Raw genomic sequence first — 20,863 nt, forward strand, 5'->3', positions numbered from 1 at the left:
GTCAGGTACCGCGCGTCCCCCGTCACTTCGGGCCAGCCCGGACTGGCACCGACGCGCGGTGGGGCCCTGACGGGCGCCCAGGGGCGCACCTACAGGAGTCTACCAGGACCGTCCCAGCGGAAGAACCTGGGGAAAGCGCCCAAACGCGCTTGTTTCGCCATGTCATCAATCACATGCGACGCCACAGCGCGGGCACCACACCGGCGGTCAGGACTTCGGGCCCAGCCAGCCGCCCCGGTCTTAGTGGGCAGCCTCGCGCCAGGTGCGTCCCATCCCGACCGACACGTCCAGCGGCACGGACAGGTGCGCGGCCCCCGACATCATCTGGCGCACGACCTCCTCGACGGCACTCGCCTCCCCCGGGGCCACCTCAAGCAGGAGCTCGTCGTGGATCTGCAGCAGGATGCGCGAGGAGAGCCCCAGCGCCTCGAGACGGTCGGCGACGTTGATCATCGCCCTCTTGACGATATCCGCGGCGCTGCCCTGGATGGGGGCGTTGAGGGCCGCCCGCTCGGCCATCTCGCGGCGCTGACGGTTGTCGCTCGTGAGGTCCGGCAGGTAGCGGCGCCGACCAAGCATGGTTTCGGTGTAGCCGTCGCGCCGGGCCTGCTCCACCACGTCCTCGAGGTAGTCGTGGACCTTGCCGAAGCGGTCGAAGTAGGCATCGCGCAGCGCCGTCGCCTCGGCGTTGCCGATACCCAGCTGCTTGGCCAGGCCGAAGGTGGACAGGCCGTAGGCCAGGCCGTAACTCATGGCCTTGACATGGCTGCGCTGCTGGGCGGTGACGTCCTCGACGTCGATGCCGTGCACGAGGGCGGCGACATAGCGGTGCAGGTCCTCGCCCGAGCGGAAGGCCTCAACCAGGGCCTCATCGCCCGACAGGTGGGCCATGATGCGCATCTCGATCTGGGAGTAGTCCGCGGTGAGCAGGCACTCATAGCCCTCGCCCACGATGAAGGCCTCGCGGATGCGCATCCCCTCCTCGGTGCGGGCGGGGATGTTCTGCAGGTTGGGGTCCGTTGAGGACAGGCGGCCGGTGGCCGCGACGGTCTGCTGGAAGGTCGTGTGGACGCGCCCGTCGGGCAGGACGGCCTTGCGCAGCCCCTCGACGGTCTGGCGCAGCTTGATGGCGTCGCGATGCTCGAGCAGGTGCTGGAGGAAGGGGTGGCCGGTCTTGGCGTACAGGTCCGCCAGGGCCCCGGCGTCCGTGGTGTAGCCCGTCTTGGTGCGACGCGTGCGCGGCATCGTGAGCTCGTCGAACAGGACGGTCTGCAGCTGCTTGGGGCTGGAGAGGTTGACCTCGTGCCCGGCCGCCTCGTAGGCGGACTCGGCGGCCCGGGTGACACGGGAGTCGAGCTCGCTCTCGCGCTCGGCGAGGACCGCGTCGTCGACGGCGATGCCCGCGTCCTCCATCTGGGCCAGGCGGGCGGCGACGGGCATCTCCAGGTCGGTGAACAGGTGCGCGACGCCGCGTGCCGTCATCTGCGCATCGAGAGCCGCCTGCAGCGGCAGGAGGACCCCGGCGCGGCGGGCGCAGGCGAGCAGCTGGGCGGGGGCGGCGTCGTCGGCGGACAGCGCCTCGAGGTCGAAGGCGGACTGCTGCTCGCCCTGGGCGGGCTCCTCCCCGTTGCCGAGGGCGTCGATGTCCACGCCGAGCCAGCGCTGGGCGAGGGAGGCGACGTCGTAGGTGCGCTGCTCCGGGCGGCACAGGTAGCCGGCGAGCGAGGGGTCGGCGACGACGCCGTCGAGGTCGAGGCCCCGGGCGCGCAGGGCATGCCACACGCCCTTGGCGTCCGCGACCACCGTGGGGTGGTCCGGGTCCGCCAGCAGCTCTGCCAGCTCGGCCTCGTCGTCGGCGCTGAGATCGGCCAGATCGACGGCCAGTGCCCGGCGCCCGTCGGTGACGGCCAGCAGACGGGCGTCGCCCTGCCCGGGCATCAGTGTACCGACGACGTCGAGGCCGAGCAGCACCCCGGCGTCGCCGAGGTGGCGGTGCAGCCAGCGGCCGACGTCGCCGGGCTGGAGGTCACGGCCAAGGACATCGGTGGTGGGACCGGTGAGGGCGTCGTCGGCCTCGCCCGGCTCGACGGCGTCCGAGAAGGTCAGGACGCGCTGGGCCCGCTGGGCGAGGGTGCGGAACTCGAGGGACTCCATGACGCGGGCCAGGGCGGCGCGGTCCGCGCGACCGGCGGGCAGGTCGGCAGCGGGATCGATGCCGAGGTCAAGGTCCGTGAGCAGACGGTTGAGCCTGCGGTTGCGCAGGACGTCGTCGAGGTGCTCGCGCAGGGACGCCCCGGCCTTGCCGGAGATCTGCTCGGCGTGGGCGATGACGCCGTCGAGACCGTCGTAGAGGTTGATCCACTTCGCGGCGGTCTTGGGGCCCACTCCGGGAACGCCCGGAAGGTTGTCGCTCGTCTCGCCCACGAGGGCGGCCAGGTGCGGGTAGCGCTGCGGGGGCACGCCGTAGCGCTCCTCGACCTCCGCGGGCGTCATGCGGCGCAGCGTGGAGACGCCCTTGACCGGGTACAGGACGGTGCAGTGGTCGGTGACGGTCTGGAAGGAGTCGCGGTCGCCGGAGCACACCAGCACCTCCATCCCCTGCTCCTGGGCGCGCGCGGCCAACGTGGCCAGGATGTCGTCGGCCTCGTAGCCGGGGGCGGTGACAGTGCGCACCCCCATGGCGCTGAGCACGTCCTGAATGAGCTCGACCTGGCCGACGAAGGGTTCCGGAGCGGCGTCACGGGTGGCCTTGTACTCGCTGTACTCCTGGGTGCGGAAGGTGCCGCCCGCCAGGTCGAAGGCGACGGCGACGTGCGTGGGCTCCTCGTTCTCCATGAGGGACAGGAACATGGAGGTGAAGCCGTGGACCGCGTTGGTGGCTTGGCCGGTGGAGGTGGTGAAGGAGTCCACTGGCAGGGCGTAGTAGGCGCGGAAGGCCATCGAGTGGCCGTCGATGAGCAGGAGCCGGCCGCGGGGCTCGGTGCGGGTCGTGTCGGCGGTCGGGGTGGTCTTCGTGGTGCTCACCGTGTCAGCCTACGGGCATGAGCAATGAGGACGTCCTGCCTGCTGCCCCCTCCCCCACCATGTCGCCGGCCGACGTCGAGGCCCCGGTGGCGTTCCCGGTGCACGGCACGCGTCCCTTCCCCGCCACGCGGCCTGCCGGCTCGGCTGTCTCGGCGCCCAGCGCTTTACGGGCGGGCCTGGAGGCCTGGGAGCAGGGCACGCTCATGACGACGCTCGCGATGGAGGTGGTCGAGCGCGGGCCTGAGCGGGTTGTCGTACGGATGCCGGTGCTTGGGGCCACGCAGGTGGCGGGGGTCCTGCACGGTGGGGCCAGCGCGGCGCTCGTTGAGACGGCCGCCTCCGTGGCGGCCCGGCAGGCTGCGCCGCAGGGCATGGTGCCCGCGGGGGCCGAGCTGCATGTCTCGCACCTGCGGCCGGTGCGGTCGGGGCATGTGACGGCTGTGGCGGTGCCGGTGCACCTGGGGCGCCGTACGGCGGTGCACGAGGTGACGGTCAATGACGACGAGGGGCGCGCCGTCGCCCGCGGGACGCTGCGCTGCCTCTACATCGAGGCGGGCTGAGGCGCCTTCCGGCTCGGGAGGGGCGCCCCTGGGCGTCACTCCTTACCGCCGCCGACCTGCTCGATGACGGCATCCGCGACCTCACGCATGGTCAGACGGCGGTTCATCGAGGTCTTCTGCAGCCAGCGGAAGGCCTCGGGCTCGGTCTGCCCCGTCTTCTCCATGAGCAGGCCCTTGGCGCGGTCCACGCGCTTGCGGGTCTCGAAGCGCTCCTGCAGGTCCGCGATCTCGTTCTCCAGGGACTGCAGCTCCTCGTGGCGGGAGGCGGCGATCTCCACCGCGGGGATGAGGTCTGCCGGGGTGAAGGGCTTGACGACGTAGGCCATGGCGCCCGCGGCGCTGGCGCGCTCCACAAGGTCGGTCTGTGAGAAAGCGGTGAGCATGACGACGGCGACGGAGTGCTTGTCGAGGATCCTCTCGGCCGCGGTGATGCCGTCCATGACGGGCATCTTGACGTCCATGACGCACAGGTCGGGCTCGAGCTCGTCGACGAGACGCACAGCCTCCTCACCGTCGCTGGCCTCTCCGACGACCTCGTAGCCGGCCTCGGTGAGGGTCTCGACGATGTCCAGGCGGATGAGGGTCTCGTCCTCAGCGACGACGACTCGGCGGCTGGTGGTGGACGCGGGGGTACTCATGGACTCGTTGCTCACGGGGCAACCTTAGTATGCTCAGCCACGCACGACAGGCCCCCGTAGCCCAACTGGCAGAGGCATCCGACTCAAAATCGGAGGGTTGTGGGTTCGAATCCCACCGGGGGCACGCTTTCGCCCGCACGGGACAGCAAGAGCCCCGTGCTGAGGTCTTGCCTCGGCACGGGGCTCCGTCTGGGCGGCTCAGAGGCGGTAGTCGCCGGTCTCGCCCACGGTGTGGATGCGGATGGAGTTCGTCGAGCCGGGGGTGCCCGGCGGCATGCCCGCGACGATGATGATCTGGTCGCCCGGCTGCGCGAGCGCCTTCTCCTGCAGGACCTCATCGACCTGCGCGACCATCTCGTCGGTGTGGCGCACCTCGGGCGTCTCGTAGGTGGCCACGCCCCAGGACACGGAGAGCTGGTTGCGGGTCGTGGTCAGCGGGGTGAAGGCCAGCAGCGGGATGGGAGAGCGCAGGCGGGACAGGCGCCGGGCCGTGTCGCCGGACTGCGTGAAGGTCACGAGGTAGGTCGCGTCGAGCTGCTCGCCCATCTCCGCGGCCGCGCGGGTGAGCGCACCGCCGCGGGTCTGCGGGTAGGAGCCGAGGCCGGCGATCCGCTCGCCGCCGTTCTCCTCGACGTTCTCGATGATGCGGGCCATGGTGCGCACGGCCTCGATCGGGTAGGCGCCCACGCTCGTCTCACCGGAGAGCATGACGGCGTCGGCGCCGTCGAGGATCGCGTTGGCGCAGTCGGAGGCCTCGGCGCGCGTGGGGCGCGGGTTCTGGATCATCGACTCCAGCACCTGGGTGGCGACGATGACCGGCTTGGCCTGGCGGCGGGCGAGCTCGATGGCGCGCTTCTGGACGAGCGGCACGGCCTCAAGGGGCATCTCGACGCCGAGGTCGCCGCGGGCCACCATGATGCCGTCGAAGGCGGAGACGATGTCGAAGAGGTTGTCGACGGCCTGCGGCTTCTCGATCTTGGCGATGACGGGGATGCGCACCCCGACCTCGTCCATGATCTCGTGAACGTCCGCGATGTCGTTGGCGTCGCGCACGAAGGACAGGGCGATAAGGTCGGCACCGATTGTCAGGGCCCAGCGCAGGTCCTCGCGGTCCTTCTCGCTCAGGGCCGGGACGGAGACGGCGACGCCGGGCAGGTTGATGCCCTTGTTGTTCGACACGTAGCCGGGGACCTCGACGCGGGTGACGACGTCGGTGTCTGTGACGGCGGTGACGCGCACGGCGACGTTGCCGTCGTCGATGAGGAGCCGGTCGCCGGGGCGGCAGTCGCCCGGCAGGCCCTTGAAGGTGGTGGAGCAGCGCTTGACCGTGCCGAGGACGTCCTCGACGGTGATGGTGAACTCGTCGCCCTTGTTGAGCATGACCTTCTGGTCGTTGACGAACTTGCCCAGACGGATCTTGGGGCCCTGGAGGTCGACGAGGATGGCGATCGACCGGCCGGAGGCCTCAGCGGCGTCGCGCACACGTGCGATGAGGACCTCCTGGTCCTCCGCACGGCCGTGGGAACGGTTGATACGGCAGACGTTCATGCCCGCGTCGACCAGCGCCTGAACCTGCTCTGGGGAGTCGGTGGCGGGGCCGAGGGTGCACACGATCTTGGCTCTACGCATGGTCTCAGCCTACGGGACCGGACAGCCAGAACCTAAGCGCTGTCCACAGCACCGTGGCGGCGGGACCTTCGTCGCGCGGACGGATGTTCCTCCGTGTCGACGTCGGCCTCAATGTCCGTTGCGACGCCCGTGACGTCGTCAGTGATGTCCTCCGTGCCGTCTTCTGTGATGTCCTTGGCGACCGCCGTCTGCGGCCCGTCCCGCCGGGCGATGACGTCACTGGGTGTGCGACGGGAGGCGACGATGTAGCCGACCAGCCCGATGATCCCCACGACGATCGAGGTCCACACGTTCAGGCGCAGCCCGAGCACGTGCTTGGCCTCGTCGATGCGCAGGTACTCGATCCACACGCGCCCCAAGGCATAGACCATGACGTACGCCCAGATGAGCCGCCCACCGACGGCGCCGTCGCGCGTGCGCAGCCGCTTCTCGAGCCACACCAGGAAGACGGCGCCCGCGAGGTTCCACAGGGCCTCGTACAGGAAGGTCGGGTGGAACAGCGTGCCGGAGGCGAAGCCGGCGGGCAGGTGGGCGTCGTCGATCTCCAGCCCCCAGGGCAACGTCGTCGGCGCCCCGAACAGCTCCTGGTTGAACCAGTTGCCGAGCCGGCCGATGGCCTGGGCGACGAGGAAGGCGGGGGCGACGGAGTCCGCGAAGGGCCCCAAACGCAGACCACGTCGGTGCAGCAGCCAGGCGCCGGCGGCAATGCCCGCGGGGATCGCCCCCCACACGCCCAGTCCGCCGCGCCAGATCTGCGGGATGAGGGACAGGTCCCCATTGGCCCCGAAGTACGCGTCCGGTGAGGACAGCACGTGGTAGACCCGTGCCCCAATGATGCCCAGGGGCACGGCCAGCAGCGCAATGTCGTAGGTGGTGTCCTCGTCCCCGCCACGGGCCCGGTAGCGCCGGTGGGTCCACCAGGCGGCAACGAAGATGCCGGTGAGCATGCACACGGCGTAGGCACGCAACGGGAAGGGACCCAGGTGCCACACGCTCTGTGATGGGCTGGGGATTGAGGTCGTCAGGACGGCGACGGCGGCATCAAGGGGGTGCACTCACATGGCCTCTCGGTGAACAGCGTGAAGCAGGGAGGGGTGGGAGCCGGCAGCAACGAGCTCGGCGACAAACTGCTGAGGGTCGCCCGAGCGGATGAGCGCCTCACCAACGAGCACAACGTCAGCTCCCGCCCGAGCGTAGGTCATGACGTCACGCGCGCTGGCAACCCCACCACCGGTGATGCGGATGACGGAGGAGGGCAGCAGCTCGGCGACCTGCTCGAAACGCGAGTGGTACACGTGCTGGGAGACGGGGTCGCGGGCGTCGACGAAGATCGCGCGGGCCCCGGCCTCGACAGCGGTCAGGGCTTCGCGGCGTGAGTGCGCCTCGACGACGGCGAGCATGCCCAGGGAGTGCGTGCGCTCGATGAGCGACTCCAGAACGATCGTCTCCAGGCGGGCGTCCAGCATGAGCAGGTCGGCGCCGTGGGCACGCGCCTCGTGCACCTGGTAGGGGGTGACGACGACGTCGTTGACCATGACGGGCACGTCCACGGCCCGACGCACGACGTCGAGGTCCGCAAGGTTGCCGCGGGCGTGGGTGGGCTCGGTGACCACGGAGACGCAGGCCGCGCCCCCGGCCTCGTAGAAGCGTGCGAGCACGGCGACGTCGCCGACGCCGCTGAGGTCGGCGAAGGTGGCGGTGGCGCGCTTGACCTCCGCGATGACGGAGACGGCGCGCCCGTGCGAGCGCAGGGCACTGACGGCGTCGACGCTGCTGGGGGCCTGGCGGACCGCCTCACGCAGGGCGTCAAGGCTCACGCGCTGCTCGCGCTCGGCGACGGCGGCGCGGGCCGCGGCGGCCAGCTCGGGCAAGTCGATCACGGTGCACCTCCTCGACAGACGGCGACGTCCTGCACCCCCATCGTCCTCGGTGGCGCCGCGGCCTGGCAAATCCTCCCCTCGTCGGGACGCTCAGGGGCGGGTGCCGACGGCGGCGCCGAGGTCCCCTCCGGTGAGGAAGCAGGTGCGTGCTCCCGTGTGGCAGGCGGCCCCAACCTGGTCGACCTCGACCAGCAGGGCGTCGCCGTCACAGTCCAGACTCACCGACCTCACGTACTGGCGGTGGCCGGAGGTGTCTCCCTTGCGCCAGTACTCCTGGCGCGAGCGCGACCAGAAGGTCACGCGCCCCTCGGTGAGGGTGCGCCGCAGCGCCTCGTCGTCCATCCAGCCGAGCATGAGGACCTCACGGGTGTCGTACTGCTGGATGATCGCGGCGACAAGACCGTGCTCGTCCCGTTTGAGGCGTGCGCTCAGGGCGTCGGGCAGGGGCGGGAAACCCGGTGAGGGCGGGGCCGTGGTCACGACATGATCCTCTCATGCCCGTCGCCGTGGCCGAGTCTCAGCCGGCGGGGCCCAGCAGCGGGCCGAGGTAGACCCACATGCCCGGAAGGTTGCGCGCCACGCCGAAGGCGCCGGCGAGGCAGAACAGGGCCACCATCTCCCTGCCGGTGAGGATCGGACGCTCGCGGCCCGCGCGACGGCTCAGGACCCAACGCACGGCGACCGCCGCAGCCAGCGCGAGGACGACCGGCGCGACAGGGTTGTATCCCACGGCCGTGAGCAGGTCGCCGTGCAGCAGGGCCCTCGTCGCTCGAGTCCCCCCGCACAGGGGGCACCAGAAGCCGGTGAGACGGTGAACCGGGCACAGGTCCACCCCCGTGCCCGGTGCGCGCAGCAGACCCGCTGCGACGATCGCGGCTCCCGGGAGGAAGGAGACGGCCACCGCCGTTCCCGTCAGGACACGACGGCGGCCCTCCGCCCTGGCGTCGGGCTCAGCCCTACTGCAGGAACTGGTCATACAGGCCCAGGTTGAAGACCACGAACGTCCAGATGATGGACAGGACTCCCAGGACGATACCGGCGATGGCCAGCCCCTTGTTGCTGGCGCGTCCCTGGTTGGCCGCCTGCACCCCCATGATGCCGAGGATGATCGCCGGGATGCCGGTGAAGAGGCCACAGCAGGCCAGCGCGGCGATGCCGAGGCCCAGCGCCCAGGCACCCAGGTTGTTCTTCTCGGTGGACTGCTGGCCGACGTAGCCCATCGGCTGTCCGGTCGGGGCTCCCTGCCCCTGCGGGTACTGGGGAGTCGGCTGTCCGGTCGGGTACTGGCCGGGGTCGTAGGTACTCATCGTAGCCTTTCTGCTGAGAAGTCGGTGTCGCCGGCGAGGCGCGCAGGATAAGGTACCCGGTCTCTCGGCGATGAGGCCAGGCGTGCGGGGACCCCTCTGGACCGGGCCCGGCAACTATATGCCAGCACCCTCCCAGAGCCAGTGGATGTCACTGTGGAGTACTACCCATCGCAACGGGTCCGAGCACGCACCGGGTGCCCGGCCGAGCTCAGCGCCTCCTTGGCCTGACCGATGGTCATCGTGCCGTAGTGGAAGACGCTGGCGGCCAGGACGGCGTCGGCGCCGTGGTCCGCGGCCGCGGCGAAGTCCTCGGGGCACCCGGCGCCGCCGGAGGCAATGAGGGGCACGCTCACCCGGCGGCGCACGTCATCGAGCATCTGCAGGTCGAATCCGCCGGTGACGCCGTCGGCGTCCATGGAGTTGAGCAGGATCTCCCCCGCCCCCAGCTCGCAGGCGCGCACCGTCCACTCGACGGCATCGATGCCGGTGGAGCGTCGGCCGCCGTGGGTGGTGACCTCATAGCCCGAGGGGGTGCTCACACCCTCGGGGCAGCGGCGGGCGTCAACGCTCAGGACGATGACCTGGGCACCGAAGCGCCGTGAGACCTCGGTCAGCAGCTCGGGCCGGGCGATGGCGGCGGTGTTGATCCCGACCTTGTCGGCTCCGGCCGCCAGGAGGGTGGCGACGTCGTCGACACTGCGCACTCCCCCGCCGACGGTCAGTGGCACGAAGACCTGCTCCGCGGTGGCGGAGACGACGTCGAGCATCGTCGCCCGGCCCTCGGAGGAGGCGGAGACATCCAGGAAGGTGATCTCGTCGGCACCCTGCTCGTCGTAGCGGCGGGCGAGCTCGACGGGGTCACCGGCGTCCCTCAGCCCCTGAAAGTTGACGCCCTTGACGACGCGGCCATCCTTGACGTCGAGGCAGGGGATGACGCGCACGGCCACGCTCATGAAGGCTCCTGTCGTTGTGCCGGCGCCCGGGCGCGCCGTCGGCTCGCGGCCAGGGTAGCGCGGTGGCGACGGTAGCCTGCCGACGTGTCCAGCACACCCTCCCCCGCCGACACCTCCCACACCGTCCACTCCCCCGGCGGCTGGCGCTCGGACCTGCTGACCGGCCGTCCCGGTGTTCTCCTCACGGGCCCGGCCGGGGCACCCGACGCCGTCGTCTCCCGGGTCGGGCGCTCGGGCGCGGGCACGCTCGTCGTCATCGACGGCACGACGGGCTCGGGCAAGACGGACCTGGCGGGTCGTGTGCGCCAGCTCCTGGCGCACCAGGGGCGTGAGACGTACCTGCTGCCGACGGACCTGCTCGTGCCGGGCTGGCAGACGCTGGCGGAAGGCGTCACGCGTACCGCCGAGCTGCTGGCGGCCCTGGCTCGCGGCGGCGAGGGGCGGGCACCCACCTGGGACTGGGAGCGCATGGCCCCTGGTGACGAGCTGCGCCTGCCGGCACTCGCCGACGGGGTGCTGGTGGTGGAGGGCTGCGGTGCGCTGGCGGCAGCCGCCCAGGATCTGGCGCCGCTCACCGTCGTAAGGGTGCTTGTCGAGGCGCCGCAGGAGCTGCGATACACGCGTATTGCCGCGCGTGACAGCTACACGTGGGACATTGAGGCCTGGCAGGCGCAGGAGGAGCGTGTGCGCCTGGCCTGGGAGCAGACCCCGGCGTGGTGGCCGCAGGTGCTCGTGCGCCACGGCCAGGGTCCTGCCTCCCAGACCGGTGAGTTGTCTTAGGAGCCGGTGCTGTCTGGGGAGGCGGTGGCCGAGGGGGTCACGCGCACGACCTCAGGGCTGGCGGTGGGGCTGGGCTCGGCACTGACGTTGGTGAGCGCGTCCTCAGAGACGACGGCGAGGACGTCGATGACGACGGCGACCGGCTCCTCACCGCGGGCCTGGTCCGTCGGCAGTGACAGGATGACGCGCGAGCCAACCGTGACGTCGACAAGCAGTGAGGAGATGCCCGTAAGGGTGTCCGTCATCCGGATGATGCCCGGCACGACGTCCCAGCCATAGCTGTCCGTGCGCGCTGCGGCGTCGGCCCACGAGACCGTCTGGTAGCGGGCGATGACGGTGTCCGTGGAGGACACCTGCGGCCCGTCGCCCTCGATGAGCACGGTGGCTCTCGGACGGGTGGGGGCCGGTAGCCCGTTGAGGGAGACCGTCATGGTGCCGTCCGCGTTGAGGACGGCGAGCGGTGTGCCGTCGGGCACCTCGCGGGTGGTTCCGTTGGCACTCGTGCGCAGGACGTCGACGACGGTGATCTCGGTGCAGGGGCCGCCGTCCGCCGCCTCGGCGGGGGCGCGCAGCACGAGGCGGGTGCCTTCGGTGGCGCCCTCGACCGCCTCGGCGAGCACCCGCCCCAGCTGGGAGGCGTCGAGGAGGCCCCGGTAGAGCCGGGTGCCGACGGCGGTTCCGGTGGTGTTGGTGACGTCGGTGCCGTTGAAGACCGAGACGGACAGCAGGACCGCGTCCCCGCTGTTGACGGTGCGGCCGTCGCCTTCGAGGAGGACGTCGGTGAGGATGCCGGCGGGGGGTGGGGCCGATGCCAGCACGGAGACGACGGGAGTCGAGCCGAGGCGCCCGGCGACCTCGAGCACGTCGCCGATGGGGGCGTCCGCGTCGACGGTGGGCAGTGACGGCGTGTTCGAGCCGAAGGTGCCGACGGCGGAGTCGTTGGAGAGCCCACCGCCGCGGTTGGCCAGGCCAAGGGGCACGAGGACGACAGCGAGGGCTGCGAGAACGGCGAGTGCGACGGCGGCCTTGCCGCGTGGGCGGGGGCGGCCAAGAGTGGCGCCGATGGCGCGTTGTGCGCCGGTGACGGCGGGGGGTTCGGTCTGCGCGGGAGTGGACCGGGGCGCCGGCTCCTGCTCGGCCTGGCGGGCACGCTCGGCCTCCACCGCACGGGCCCTCTCCAGCTCCGCCTGGCGGGCACGCTCGGCCTCCACCGCACGGGCCCTCTCCAGCTCCGCCTGGCGGGCACGCTCGGCCTCCACCGCACGGGCCCTCTCCAGCTCCGCCTGGCGGGCACGCTCGAGCTCGCGCAGACGCTTGCGGGTCATGGGTCTGCCGTCGGGCAGCAGGGCGTCGCGGGACACGGCCGTGCCCGGATTCGTCGCGTCGTCACTCATGAGACCACCGAGTATGTCAGACGTCCACCGTCACTGCCTGAGACGTCCCTCAGACTCCAGCGGGCACCCGCCCGTCACGAGCGGCGGCCAGGGCGTCCATCGTCTCCAGCAGGGCATCGACCCGGGCGTCGACGACCGCGAAGGGGTCGCGCAGAGCAACCGGGGCCGTGCGCCCGTCGTCCAGCTTGAGATTGACCCAGTCGGCGCTCAGGTCGAGACGCAGGTCCTCGGCCCGGCCGATAGCGCTACCGCGCAGATGGGCCCGGGTGGTGGCCGGCGGGATTCGCGTCGCGGCCTCGCAGTCAGCCTCGGACACCCAGCGGCGCAGCAGGCCCGCGGACTCCAGACGGCCACGCAGCCCGTCGGTGGCAGACACGTCGTGGTAGGCCAGCGCCAGGCGGGCCACGCGCGGGTCGTCAAGCCCCGTACCGGCACGTTCGGCGTAGCGGGTGAGCAGCTGGTGCTTGGCGGCCCAGTCCAGCTCGGTGACCACGTCCCGGGGGCGTTGGTGGCGCACAGCGGTCAGGCCCCGCTCCCACAGGTCCAGGACATCGCGGTGCAGCGGCGTCAGGTCGAGGCCGTCGGCGTGCCGGCTCACGCGCGCCAGGTGCTCCTCCTGCAGGTCGAGGGGGGTGATGGTGCGCCCGTCCGCGAGCTCGAGGACCACGGTGCCGCTCAGGTCGTGGCAGGTCTCGCGGATCGCGCGCATGGGCTGGGCCAGGCGCAGGTCCGCGAGCGAGCCCCCCTCCTCCAGGTAGGACAGCAGCAGGTCCATCTGCCCGGTCTTGAGCAGGGTGGAGCCCTGGGCGATGTTGGAGTCCCCGACGATGACGTGCATGCGCCGATAGCGTTCGGCGTCGGCGTGGGGCTCGTCGCGGGTGTTGATGAGGGGGCGTGAACGAGTGGTGGCGGAGGAGACGGCGTCCTCCATCTGGTCGGCGCGCTGGGAGAAGACGTAGCGCGCGCCGGAGCCGTCCGGCGCGTCCATCACATGCCCGGCGCCGACGAGCACCTGCCGGGTGACGAGGTGGGACACAAGGGTGCGCGCGTCATTCCAGAAGTCGCCGCGCCGACGCACGAGATAGTTCTCGTGACAGCCGAAACCGCTGCCCTCGGCGTCGAGGTTGTTCTTGAGCAGGTGGATGCGGCCGGGCACGCCTTGCTCGGCCAGCCGGTCATTGGCCTGCTGGGCCAGGCGCGCCATGCGAATCTCACCAGCACGGTCCTGGGCGAGCAGGTCCTCAAGGCGGTCGCACTCGGCGGTGGCGTACTCGGGGTGCGAGCCGACGTCGAGGTACAGGCGGGCCCCAGCGCGGGTGAAGACGTTGGAGGAGCGGCCCCGGGCGACGACGGGAGCGAAGAGCTCGCGGGCGGCGTGGTCCGCGTCGAGCGGCGGCACGGACCCGGCGGTGGAGGCACAGGTGATGCCGTACTCCGTCTCGATGCCGATGACGCGCCGCGCCGGGGCCGTCACCTCACTCGCCGCCCTTCTGCACGAAGCCCTGGACGAAGGCGGCAGCATTGGTCTCCAGGACGGCGTCGATCTCGTCAAGGATGTCGTCGACGCCGGTGACCTGGACCTGGCCGCCGGTGGTGGGGCCCAGGTCGGTCGCGTCCTCGGCGGGGCCGCCGGTGGGCTGGATCTGCTCGTTGAGGCTCATGGGGTCAGTCTTCCTCCGGTGGTGGTGCTGGGCCCAATCGGGCCGCCTGCGGGTCGCTCTGCGTCGGGATGTGCGGCGGTGCGCAGCTCCTCGAGCAGCGCCTGGGCCCGGGCCTCGTCGCAGGCGACGTCGGGCAGCGCCAGGCGCATGAGGCTCGGGCTTCCAGGCACGTCAAGCACGAGGCTCGTCCAGGAGGCGGCGACAACCTCGGCCGCGCCCGCTACGGCCCGGCCGCGCACGGCGGCCCGCGTGCCACTGGGCGGGGTGTCGGCGGCGCGCTCGACCTCGGCGTCGGTCACCAGGCGCCGGGTGCGCCCGGCGGCGATGAGTTTCTCCGCGATGCCCTTGCCTGCGCGCAGGTCCGCCCACTGGATGTCGAGGGCCGCCAGGCGCTCGTCCTGCCAGCCGGTGGCGGTGCGCGCACGCAGGGCCTCGCACAGCTGCTTCTTGGCGACCCACTCGACGTCGCGGGCCACGACGGCGGTCGCAGCCGCCTCATGGGGTGTGCCCAGGGCCGCCGCGTAGGTCTCGAGACCGCCGAGCACCTCGTCCCACAGGGCCAGGGCCGCGCGGGTGTCCGGTCCGGTGACGGCTCCTGCCTGCGCGTCCTCCTCCAGGGCGGTGCGCACGAGGTCGAGGTAGCGGCGCTGGATCACGAGGGCGGTCAGGGGCCCGGAGGCGGTGACGAGCTCGTGGCTAAGGCTCGTGTCGTGCGACATGGCCCAGTGCTCCTCGACGGGGTCTCGCACGAGCGCGAGCTCGGCCAGGCCCGTGAGTGTGCCGAGGTCCTCGCCGCGGGCGCGCTCGAGGTACCACAGCAGGAGGTTCGTGGTGGCGACCTTGAGGTAGATGGGGGTGTCGAGGCGGTTGGCATCGCCGTTGATGACGTGCAGGCGGCGCCAGCGGGTCGCGTCTGCGTGGGGCTCGTCGCGGGTGTTGACGATGGGCCGGTTGAAGGTGGTCTGCAGGCCGATGTCGGTCTGCACGTAGTCGGCCCGCTGGCTGATCTGGAAACCGGCACGCTCGGAGCGCTGACCGATGCCCACCCGTCCGGCGCCGGCAATGACGGGTCGGGTGACGAGGAAGGGGATGAGGGCGGCGACGAGCAGGTCGACAGGCAGGTCTCGGCGCACGAGGTAGCTCTCGTGGGAGCCGTAGGCGGCGCCCTTGCCGTCAACGTTGTTCTTGTAGAGCACGACCTCCTCATCCGCTGTGCCCTCGTCTTGGGCCAGGGCGGTCATGGCGCGCCGGGCGATGACCTCTCCGGCACGGTCCCAGGTCAGGGCATCCAGGGGGCTGAGGACCTCCGGGGAGGCGTACTCGGGGTGGGCGTGGTCGACGTACAGGCGCGCACCGTTGGCGAGGACCGCCGTCGTGGCCCGCGGCAGGGCCGCCTCTGCCTCGCCGGGGCGGGGCCGCGCCCCCCAGGGGGCGGGCGGCAGATCCAGGTCCTCAGCCGCGTCGCCGGAGGGTGCCGGGCGCGTGGGGTCGTCGGTGAGCATTGAGGGGTGGGCGCCGGCGCGCGTCAGGTGGCCGCCGCGCAGGTCGGCCAGGGGGTCCTCGCCCTCGTAGTCCCAGCGCACGGGTGCGACCGGAGCGCCGTCGGCGCTGGTCAGGCCGGGGCGTGAGCGGGCGGCGTAGGCGGCGACGACCCGGGTGGACATGGCGACGGCGTTGGCGTAGGGGTTGCCCGGTTGCAGGACCCCGTACTCGGTCTCGAGGCCAACCGGGCGGTGGACGGGCTCCGTCACAGGTGCTCCTTCCGGCGGGTCGCGTCGAGCCCGAGGCGCCGCACGGCCCGGATGGACTCACCGCGGTGGCCGACGACGCGCGCCCACCCCTCAGGGTTGGTGGCGCTGGTGATCTCCTCGTTCTGGCGGGCCTCGGTGGCGACGGCCTCGAGCAGTGCCGCGGTGCTCAGGCCGCCGGGGCCGCCCGCGAGCTCGTCCTTGACGGCCTGGGTCTTGGCGCGTCGGACGACGGCGGCGAGCATGGCGCCGCTGGCGAGGTCCGCCAGGTACAGGGGTGCGGTGGCGCCGGAGGCATAGGTGATCTCCAGGACCGCGTTGGCCGGCGTGCGCGCGTACAGGGCCTCGACGGCGGCGCGGCGCATGTCCTGGGCGGTGGCCTGGGCGTCGCCGTCGTGGGCGGCGAGCTCGGTGGGATCCAGCGGCAGGTCGGCGGTCAGGTGGCGGGCCATGATCTCGAGGGCGCCGTCGGCGTCGGGCCGGTCGATGCGGATCTTCACGTCCAAGCGACCCGGGCGCAGGATCGCCGGGTCGATCATGTCCTCGCGGTTCGAGGCGCCGATGATGACGACGTTGCGCAGGGACTCCACGCCGTCGATCTCGGCCAGCACCTGGGGGACGATCATCGTCTCGACGTCGGAGGACACGCCCGTGCCGCGGGTGCGGAACAGGGCTTCCATCTCGTCGAAGAAGATGACGACGGGACGGTCCTCGGCGGCGACCTTGCGGGCCTGCTCGAAGATCGCGCGTATCTGCCGCTCGGTCTCGCCCACGAACTTGCTCAGCAGCTCTGGGCCCTTGATGTTGAGGAAGGCGGCCGAGCGGCCCGTGGTCGCACCACCGGCGCTGTTGGCCAGGGATGTGGCCACGGCCTTGGCGATGAGGGTCTTGCCGCAGCCGGGGGGCCCGTACAGCAGGACGCCCTTGGGGGCGCGCAGCCCGTATGAGCGGTAGAGCCCGGGGTGGCTGAAGGGCAGCTCGAGGGCGTCGCGGATCTCCTCGATCTGGGGACCCAGGCCCCCGATGTCCTCCCAGGAGACGTCCGGGGTCTCGGCGACGACGAGCTGCTCAACGTTCGTGCGCTCGACGTGCTCGGTGGCGACGTCCGCCCTGAGGTCCGCGGCGAGGGTGTCCCCCGGCTGGAGGGCGGCGGGGTCCAGGTGCCCGGCGAGGGTGAGGACGCGGGTGGCACCGGAGCCCGTGGTGACGAGGGCACGTGGCCCGACTCGCCCAGGGCCCAAGAGGACCTCGTCGAGGGTGACGGCCTCACCGGTGTCGGGGGCGGGCAGGGCGTCGACGACGAGCATCTGGTCGTTGACGGCGACGAGCTGGCCGACGCTGAGGCGGGCGCTCTCGAGGCTGGGGTGCAGGCCCAGGCGCATGGTGCGTCCACCAAGGACGACCTCGACCTCGGCGGGGCGCTCCAGCGCAGCGGGGGCGGCGTCGGTGCGGGCGCGGGCGGCGGCGTGTGCGTGGTCGGCCGACGTCGGGGCCTGCGTGCGCACGGCGGTCGCGGCACCGGCGGCAGGCAGCCCGGTGAGCAGGGCGAGGGTGACGGGCGGCAGGGTGACGGCGTCGAGCTGGGTGGCCAGCTCGGTGATCTGCTCGCGGGCCGACCGCAGCGCTGCGACCAGCCGCTCGTTCTTGGCGGCCAGGCTCACGGCCTCGGCGCGGGCCTCGCGCAGCTGGTGGGAGGCGAAGGAGGGTGGGGGCGGGCCCAGCTGCTGCCGGGCCGTGGCCGCCTCGGCCGGGGCGGCGGGCCGGGGGCTGTCCGGCCCGGTGGGGTGGTGCTGGGACTCAGGCATCGCCGTCGGCCTCCTCATCACGGGTGCCGCCAAGGACGGGGGTGGCGTCCACGGGCTGTTTGGCGAGGCTATCGCGCAGGACGCGGCGGACCTTGCGGTCCGTGCTCGTGCGCTCCTTGACGTCCTCGGGCAGCCAGTAGCCGCCCTCGTCGTAGGCGCCGCGGGCGGGCGGGCGCTTACGGGTCAGCGGTGTGGAGCCGGCGGCCAGGCGGCGGGCAGTGAGCAGGAAGCCCGTGTGAGCGACCATCGTGTGGTCCGGGCGCACCGACAGGCCGTCCACATTCCAGGTGCGCACCATCGACTCCCAGGACTCGGGCTCGGTGAACAGCGCGGAGTGCCGCAGCGCCTCGACGGTACGCGAGAGCTGGGTCGTGGTGGCGACGTAGGCGAGGAACACCCCACCGGGCACGAGCACACGGGCGCTGGCGGCGATGTTCTCCCAGGGGGCGAGCATGTCCAGCACGACGCGGTCGACGCTCGCATCGGTGACGCGGGCGGCGGTGACCTCGGCGAAGTCACCGGTGCGCAGCTCCCAGGCGGGGTGGTGGCGACCGAACCAGGAGTCAACGTTGGAGGCGGCGATCTGGGCGAAGTCGGTGCGCCGCTCAATGGACAGCAGGTGGCCGCTCTCCCCAATGGCGGACAGCAGGTTCATCGTCAAGGCGCCGGAGCCGACGCCGGCCTCGAGCACACGGGCCCCGGGGAAGATGTCTCCCAGGGCGATGATCTGGCCGGAGTCCTTGGCATAGACGACCTGGGCGCCGCGGGGCATGGACAGGACGTAGTCCGCCAGCAGGGGGCGCAGCAGGAGCAGCTCATGGCCGGAGGCGGTGGTCAGGACCGTGCCCTCGTCCAGGCCGACGACGTCGCGGTGGTGGAAGGAGCCGCGCCCGGACTGGAAGTAGCCGTGTGGGTCGAGCTGGAAGGTGTGCTTGGAGCCCTTGACGTCCGTGACCTGGACGCGCTCGCCGTAGTGGAGGGGGCCGCGGCGCCCGGCCTGGCCCAGGACGTCCTGGGTGAGCATGCGCGGGGGCAGCTTGGGCGCCGACTGCTTGGGCTCGGAGGGGTCGTGCTCGTCGTAGCGCGAGGGTGCCGTGGGGATGACGACCGTGTCCCGGGCGGGGTCGTGGGCGGGGGGCGGCGTCGTGGGGTCGACGTGCTCGGGCTGCGTGTCACTCATCGCAGCGCAGTGTAGTGAGCGGGTTCTGGGTCCCGCTGCACCGTCCACGAGAAAGGGGCACGGCCACGATCAGCTCGTCCGCACGGCCCGCATCAGAGGGTGCCGACCCGCCTGTGGGCCACATGCCCCGGGGACACTCACCGGGCCCCGGTGGGTACCGCCCCGAGGACTGAGCCGCTCTCGACCACGAGCAGCCAGCGCGAGACGCTGCGAGCCGCCTGGAGCGCGGCAGCGGCCTGCTCCCCCACCACCTGGGTGGTGACGGCGCGGGCGGGCAGGGCCGTGCACACCTGGCCGGCGGTGGCGACGTGCTCGTCCAGCGGCCCGAGCTCCTCCAGGCCGACGGCGTCAATGGTGCCGAGGAGGCGTGCGCCGTCGGACACGAGCACGAGCCGGGCGCCGTCGGACAGGACGGCGTGCACCCGGCTCACGGTCGCCGTGGCGCCGACGGTGGCCACGGGCTGGAGGAGGCCTCGCAGGTCGAGGCTCGCGGCGGCCCGGTTCCTTCCACCCAGGCCCAGAACCGTCCAGCAGGTGGAGGCGATGGGCCAGGCCACAAGGACGACGATCATGAGGTCGAAGGCGTCGGGCTGGCGGTGCACAAGCAGCAGGGGGCGCAGCACCCAGTACCAGGCGATGAGGGCGACGACGCCGAGCCCTCCCCAGGCGGCGACCTGAAGACCCAGACGACGGCGGCCACTCAGCTGCTCCACCAGCGCGGCCAGGGCGTGGCCGCCGTCGAGCGGCAGCCCGGGCAGGGCGTTGAAGACGGCCAGGGCGAGGTTGACCCAGCTCAGGGCCCACAGGGTGAAGGAGATCCCCAGGGGCAGGGCGAGGGAGAGGACGCTGAAAGCCCCGCGGCACAGTGCCCACAGCACGAGGTTGGTCACCGGCCCCGCGAGGGAGGTCAGCATGTCTTTCCAGGGCCGCCAGTTGGTGGCGGGGCCGAAGGTCGTGCGCCCGCCCCACAGGTGCAGCTGGTACAGGACCGGGCGGCGGCCCAGAAGGGTGCCGGTCAGCCCGTGGGCGAGCTCGTGGAGCAGGATGCTCACGGCCACGCCCATGACGGTGAGCACGACGACGCCGACGACGGCGACCCAGCCGAGTGCACCGAGGTAGGAGCGGACCGTTGGCAGCCAGGAGCCGGCGAGGAGCAGGCCCAGCAGCAGGGAGGTGGGGGCGACGACGATGGGGGCGCCACCGACCGTGCCGAGGACCCATCCCTGGGTGCTGGTGCGTGCGGGTCGCTGTGTCGGGGTCATGACCGGGAGCCTAACGGTGGCACGGGTGGGACAAGCGCACCGGGCTCCACAGCGTCGCAGGGTGCGGCCGTGCGCGCCCGGCTTGGGGAGACATGTCAGCGCGTCAGGATAGGTTCGTCATGTGAGCACGACGAACGAGACGACGAGCGACACGACCCGGGCCACCGGCCCCGGTGCCCGCAGGCCCGCGACCTCCGGCCCCAGGCGCACCGCCCTGTCGCCGTCGCGGGCGAAGGACTTCTTGCAGTGCCCGCTCCTGTTCCGTCTGCGCACGGTCGACCACCTGCCCGAGCCCGGCTCGCTGGCCACGCACAAGGGCACGCTCGTGCACGCGGTGCTCGAGCGCCTCTACGACCTGCCCGCGCCCGAGCGCCGCCCGCAGGCGGCCCTGGACATGCTGCCCGCGCAGTGGCAGGCCCACCGGGAGCACCACCCGGTGGTCATGGAGCTCTTCGAGTCCCCCGAGCAGGTCGAGCCGTGGCTGGAGGAGGCGCGCACTCTGCTGCGCTCCTACTTCACGATGGAGAACCCCTCACGGCTCGAGCCCGCCGAGCGCGAGCTCTTCGTCGAGGTCGAGACCGAGGGCGGTCTGCTGCTGCGGGGCTTCGTCGACCGCCTCGACGTCGCCTCCAACGGGGCGATGCGCGTGGTCGACTACAAGACCGGCCGCTCCCCCGCACCGCGCTTCGCACAGGAGGCGCTGTTCCAGATGCGCTTCTACGCGCTCGTGCTGCTGCGGCTGCGCGGCCGGGCACCCCAGCGCCTCCAGCTGCTCTACCTGCGTGACGGGCGCACCCTGACCCACGACCCTCACCTGGGCGAGCTGGATGCGGCGCAGACGCGCCTGGAGCACATCTGGGACGAGGTCGAGGACTGTGCCGCACGCGGCGAGTTCGCGCCGCAGCGCTCCCGCCTGTGCGACTGGTGCGCCTTCCAGTCCTCCTGCCCGCTCTTCGGGGGCACGACGCCACCCCTGCCCGGGGAGGGCATCGCACAGCTGCTCACGGCACGCCGCCCGACCGCCTGATCGGCTCTGGATCGC

The 20,863-nt window shown here is 72.0% G+C and carries 19 protein-coding genes and 1 tRNA gene; 4 read left to right on the forward strand and 16 right to left on the reverse strand.

Annotated elements, in window-relative coordinates:
* Nucleotides 1-240: 240 nt before the first annotated feature.
* Nucleotides 241-3,024: a DNA polymerase I gene (polA, locus tag ID810_RS06635; RefSeq protein ID WP_166854911.1), complete on the reverse strand. Its 2,784-nt coding sequence runs from the start codon at nt 3,022-3,024 to the stop codon at nt 241-243.
* 17 nt (nt 3,025-3,041) lie between these two features.
* Here polA and ID810_RS06640 point away from each other — a divergent pair, with 17 nt between their 5' ends.
* A complete protein-coding gene (locus tag ID810_RS06640) occupies nt 3,042-3,584 on the forward strand; it encodes a PaaI family thioesterase (protein WP_243856475.1) in 543 nt (180 codons plus the stop codon).
* A gap of 35 nt (nt 3,585-3,619) precedes the next feature.
* Here the strand turns inward: ID810_RS06640 and ID810_RS06645 are convergent, their stop codons facing one another.
* Nucleotides 3,620-4,222 (reverse strand): ANTAR domain-containing response regulator, encoded by a 603-nt coding sequence (locus tag ID810_RS06645; RefSeq protein ID WP_413227858.1) that lies wholly within the window; start codon nt 4,220-4,222, stop codon nt 3,620-3,622.
* Between the two features lie 50 nt (nt 4,223-4,272).
* Here ID810_RS06645 and ID810_RS06650 point away from each other — a divergent pair.
* Nucleotides 4,273-4,346: transfer RNA gene (locus tag ID810_RS06650), tRNA-Leu, on the forward strand.
* A 74-nt stretch (nt 4,347-4,420) separates the two neighbouring features.
* On the opposite strand, the gene pyk is transcribed toward ID810_RS06650, so the two are convergent.
* The 7 genes from pyk to hisF form a co-directional block, all read right to left on the reverse strand.
* Nucleotides 4,421-5,851 (reverse strand): pyruvate kinase, encoded by a 1,431-nt coding sequence (gene pyk / locus ID810_RS06655; RefSeq protein WP_166854909.1) that lies wholly within the window; start codon nt 5,849-5,851, stop codon nt 4,421-4,423.
* Between the two features lie 32 nt (nt 5,852-5,883).
* On the reverse strand, nt 5,884-6,906 hold the full coding sequence (gene lgt / locus ID810_RS06660; RefSeq protein WP_342355761.1) for a prolipoprotein diacylglyceryl transferase: 1,023 nt from the start codon (nt 6,904-6,906) through the stop codon (nt 5,884-5,886).
* Nucleotides 6,907-7,731: an indole-3-glycerol phosphate synthase TrpC gene (locus ID810_RS06665; protein ID WP_166854908.1), complete on the reverse strand. Its 825-nt coding sequence runs from the start codon at nt 7,729-7,731 to the stop codon at nt 6,907-6,909. It lies immediately after the preceding gene.
* Nucleotides 7,732-7,821: 90 nt separating this feature from the next.
* Nucleotides 7,822-8,211 carry a phosphoribosyl-AMP cyclohydrolase gene (hisI, locus tag ID810_RS06670; RefSeq protein WP_235931411.1) on the reverse strand — a complete coding sequence of 130 codons (390 nt, stop codon included), beginning with the start codon at nt 8,209-8,211 and terminating at the stop codon, nt 7,822-7,824.
* Nucleotides 8,212-8,248: 37 nt separating this feature from the next.
* On the reverse strand, nt 8,249-8,707 hold the full coding sequence (locus ID810_RS06675) for a DUF2752 domain-containing protein (RefSeq protein ID WP_166854907.1): 459 nt from the start codon (nt 8,705-8,707) through the stop codon (nt 8,249-8,251).
* Nucleotides 8,688-9,038: a DUF4190 domain-containing protein gene (locus ID810_RS06680; RefSeq protein ID WP_166854906.1), complete on the reverse strand. Its 351-nt coding sequence runs from the start codon at nt 9,036-9,038 to the stop codon at nt 8,688-8,690. Before ID810_RS06680 ends, ID810_RS06675 begins: the two co-directional genes overlap by 20 nt.
* Nucleotides 9,039-9,199: 161 nt before the next feature.
* Nucleotides 9,200-9,991, reverse strand: a complete 792-nt coding sequence (gene hisF / locus ID810_RS06685) for an imidazole glycerol phosphate synthase subunit HisF (protein ID WP_166854905.1) — start codon at nt 9,989-9,991, stop codon at nt 9,200-9,202.
* 84 nt (nt 9,992-10,075) lie between these two features.
* On the opposite strand from hisF, the gene ID810_RS06690 reads away from it, so the two are divergent.
* Entirely contained in the window at nt 10,076-10,771 is a 696-nt protein-coding gene (locus ID810_RS06690) for a nucleoside/nucleotide kinase family protein (RefSeq protein ID WP_166854904.1), read from the forward strand.
* Here the strand turns inward: ID810_RS06690 and ID810_RS06695 are convergent.
* From ID810_RS06695 to ID810_RS06725, 7 genes are all read right to left on the reverse strand, one after another.
* The gene (locus ID810_RS06695) at nt 10,768-12,165 is read right to left on the reverse strand and encodes an MAP7 domain-containing protein (protein WP_166854903.1); all 1,398 of its coding nucleotides are present in this window, start codon (nt 12,163-12,165) and stop codon (nt 10,768-10,770) included. The two genes, ID810_RS06690 and ID810_RS06695, sit on opposite strands and share 4 nt — an antisense overlap.
* Before the next feature lie 49 nt (nt 12,166-12,214).
* Nucleotides 12,215-13,687 (reverse strand): Pup--protein ligase, encoded by a 1,473-nt coding sequence (gene pafA, locus ID810_RS06700; RefSeq protein ID WP_166854902.1) that lies wholly within the window; start codon nt 13,685-13,687, stop codon nt 12,215-12,217.
* Entirely contained in the window at nt 13,641-13,826 is a 186-nt protein-coding gene (locus tag ID810_RS06705; protein ID WP_166854901.1) for a ubiquitin-like protein Pup, read from the reverse strand. The genes pafA and ID810_RS06705 overlap by 47 nt, the downstream gene beginning before the upstream one ends.
* Nucleotides 13,823-15,577 carry a proteasome accessory factor PafA2 family protein gene (locus ID810_RS06710; RefSeq protein ID WP_166854900.1) on the reverse strand — a complete coding sequence of 585 codons (1,755 nt, stop codon included), beginning with the start codon at nt 15,575-15,577 and terminating at the stop codon, nt 13,823-13,825. Before ID810_RS06710 ends, ID810_RS06705 begins: the two co-directional genes overlap by 4 nt.
* Nucleotides 15,574-17,379, reverse strand: coding sequence for a proteasome ATPase (gene arc, locus ID810_RS06715; protein WP_166854899.1), 1,806 nt, complete (start codon nt 17,377-17,379; stop codon nt 15,574-15,576). Before arc ends, ID810_RS06710 begins: the two co-directional genes overlap by 4 nt.
* Complete coding sequence (locus tag ID810_RS06720) at nt 17,372-18,403, reverse strand: tRNA (adenine-N1)-methyltransferase (protein WP_166855089.1); 1,032 nt, start codon at nt 18,401-18,403, stop codon at nt 17,372-17,374. Before ID810_RS06720 ends, arc begins: the two co-directional genes overlap by 8 nt.
* A 293-nt stretch (nt 18,404-18,696) precedes the next feature.
* Nucleotides 18,697-19,821: a site-2 protease family protein gene (locus ID810_RS06725; protein ID WP_166854898.1), complete on the reverse strand. Its 1,125-nt coding sequence runs from the start codon at nt 19,819-19,821 to the stop codon at nt 18,697-18,699.
* A 121-nt stretch (nt 19,822-19,942) separates the two neighbouring features.
* On the opposite strand from ID810_RS06725, the gene ID810_RS06730 reads away from it, so the two are divergent.
* Nucleotides 19,943-20,848, forward strand: a complete 906-nt coding sequence (locus tag ID810_RS06730; RefSeq protein ID WP_243856473.1) for a RecB family exonuclease — start codon at nt 19,943-19,945, stop codon at nt 20,846-20,848.
* Nucleotides 20,849-20,863 lie beyond the last annotated feature (15 nt).

Origin of the sequence: Actinomyces respiraculi (genome assembly GCF_014595995.2) — a bacterium.
GTDB lineage: Bacteria > Actinomycetota > Actinomycetes > Actinomycetales > Actinomycetaceae > Actinomyces > Actinomyces respiraculi.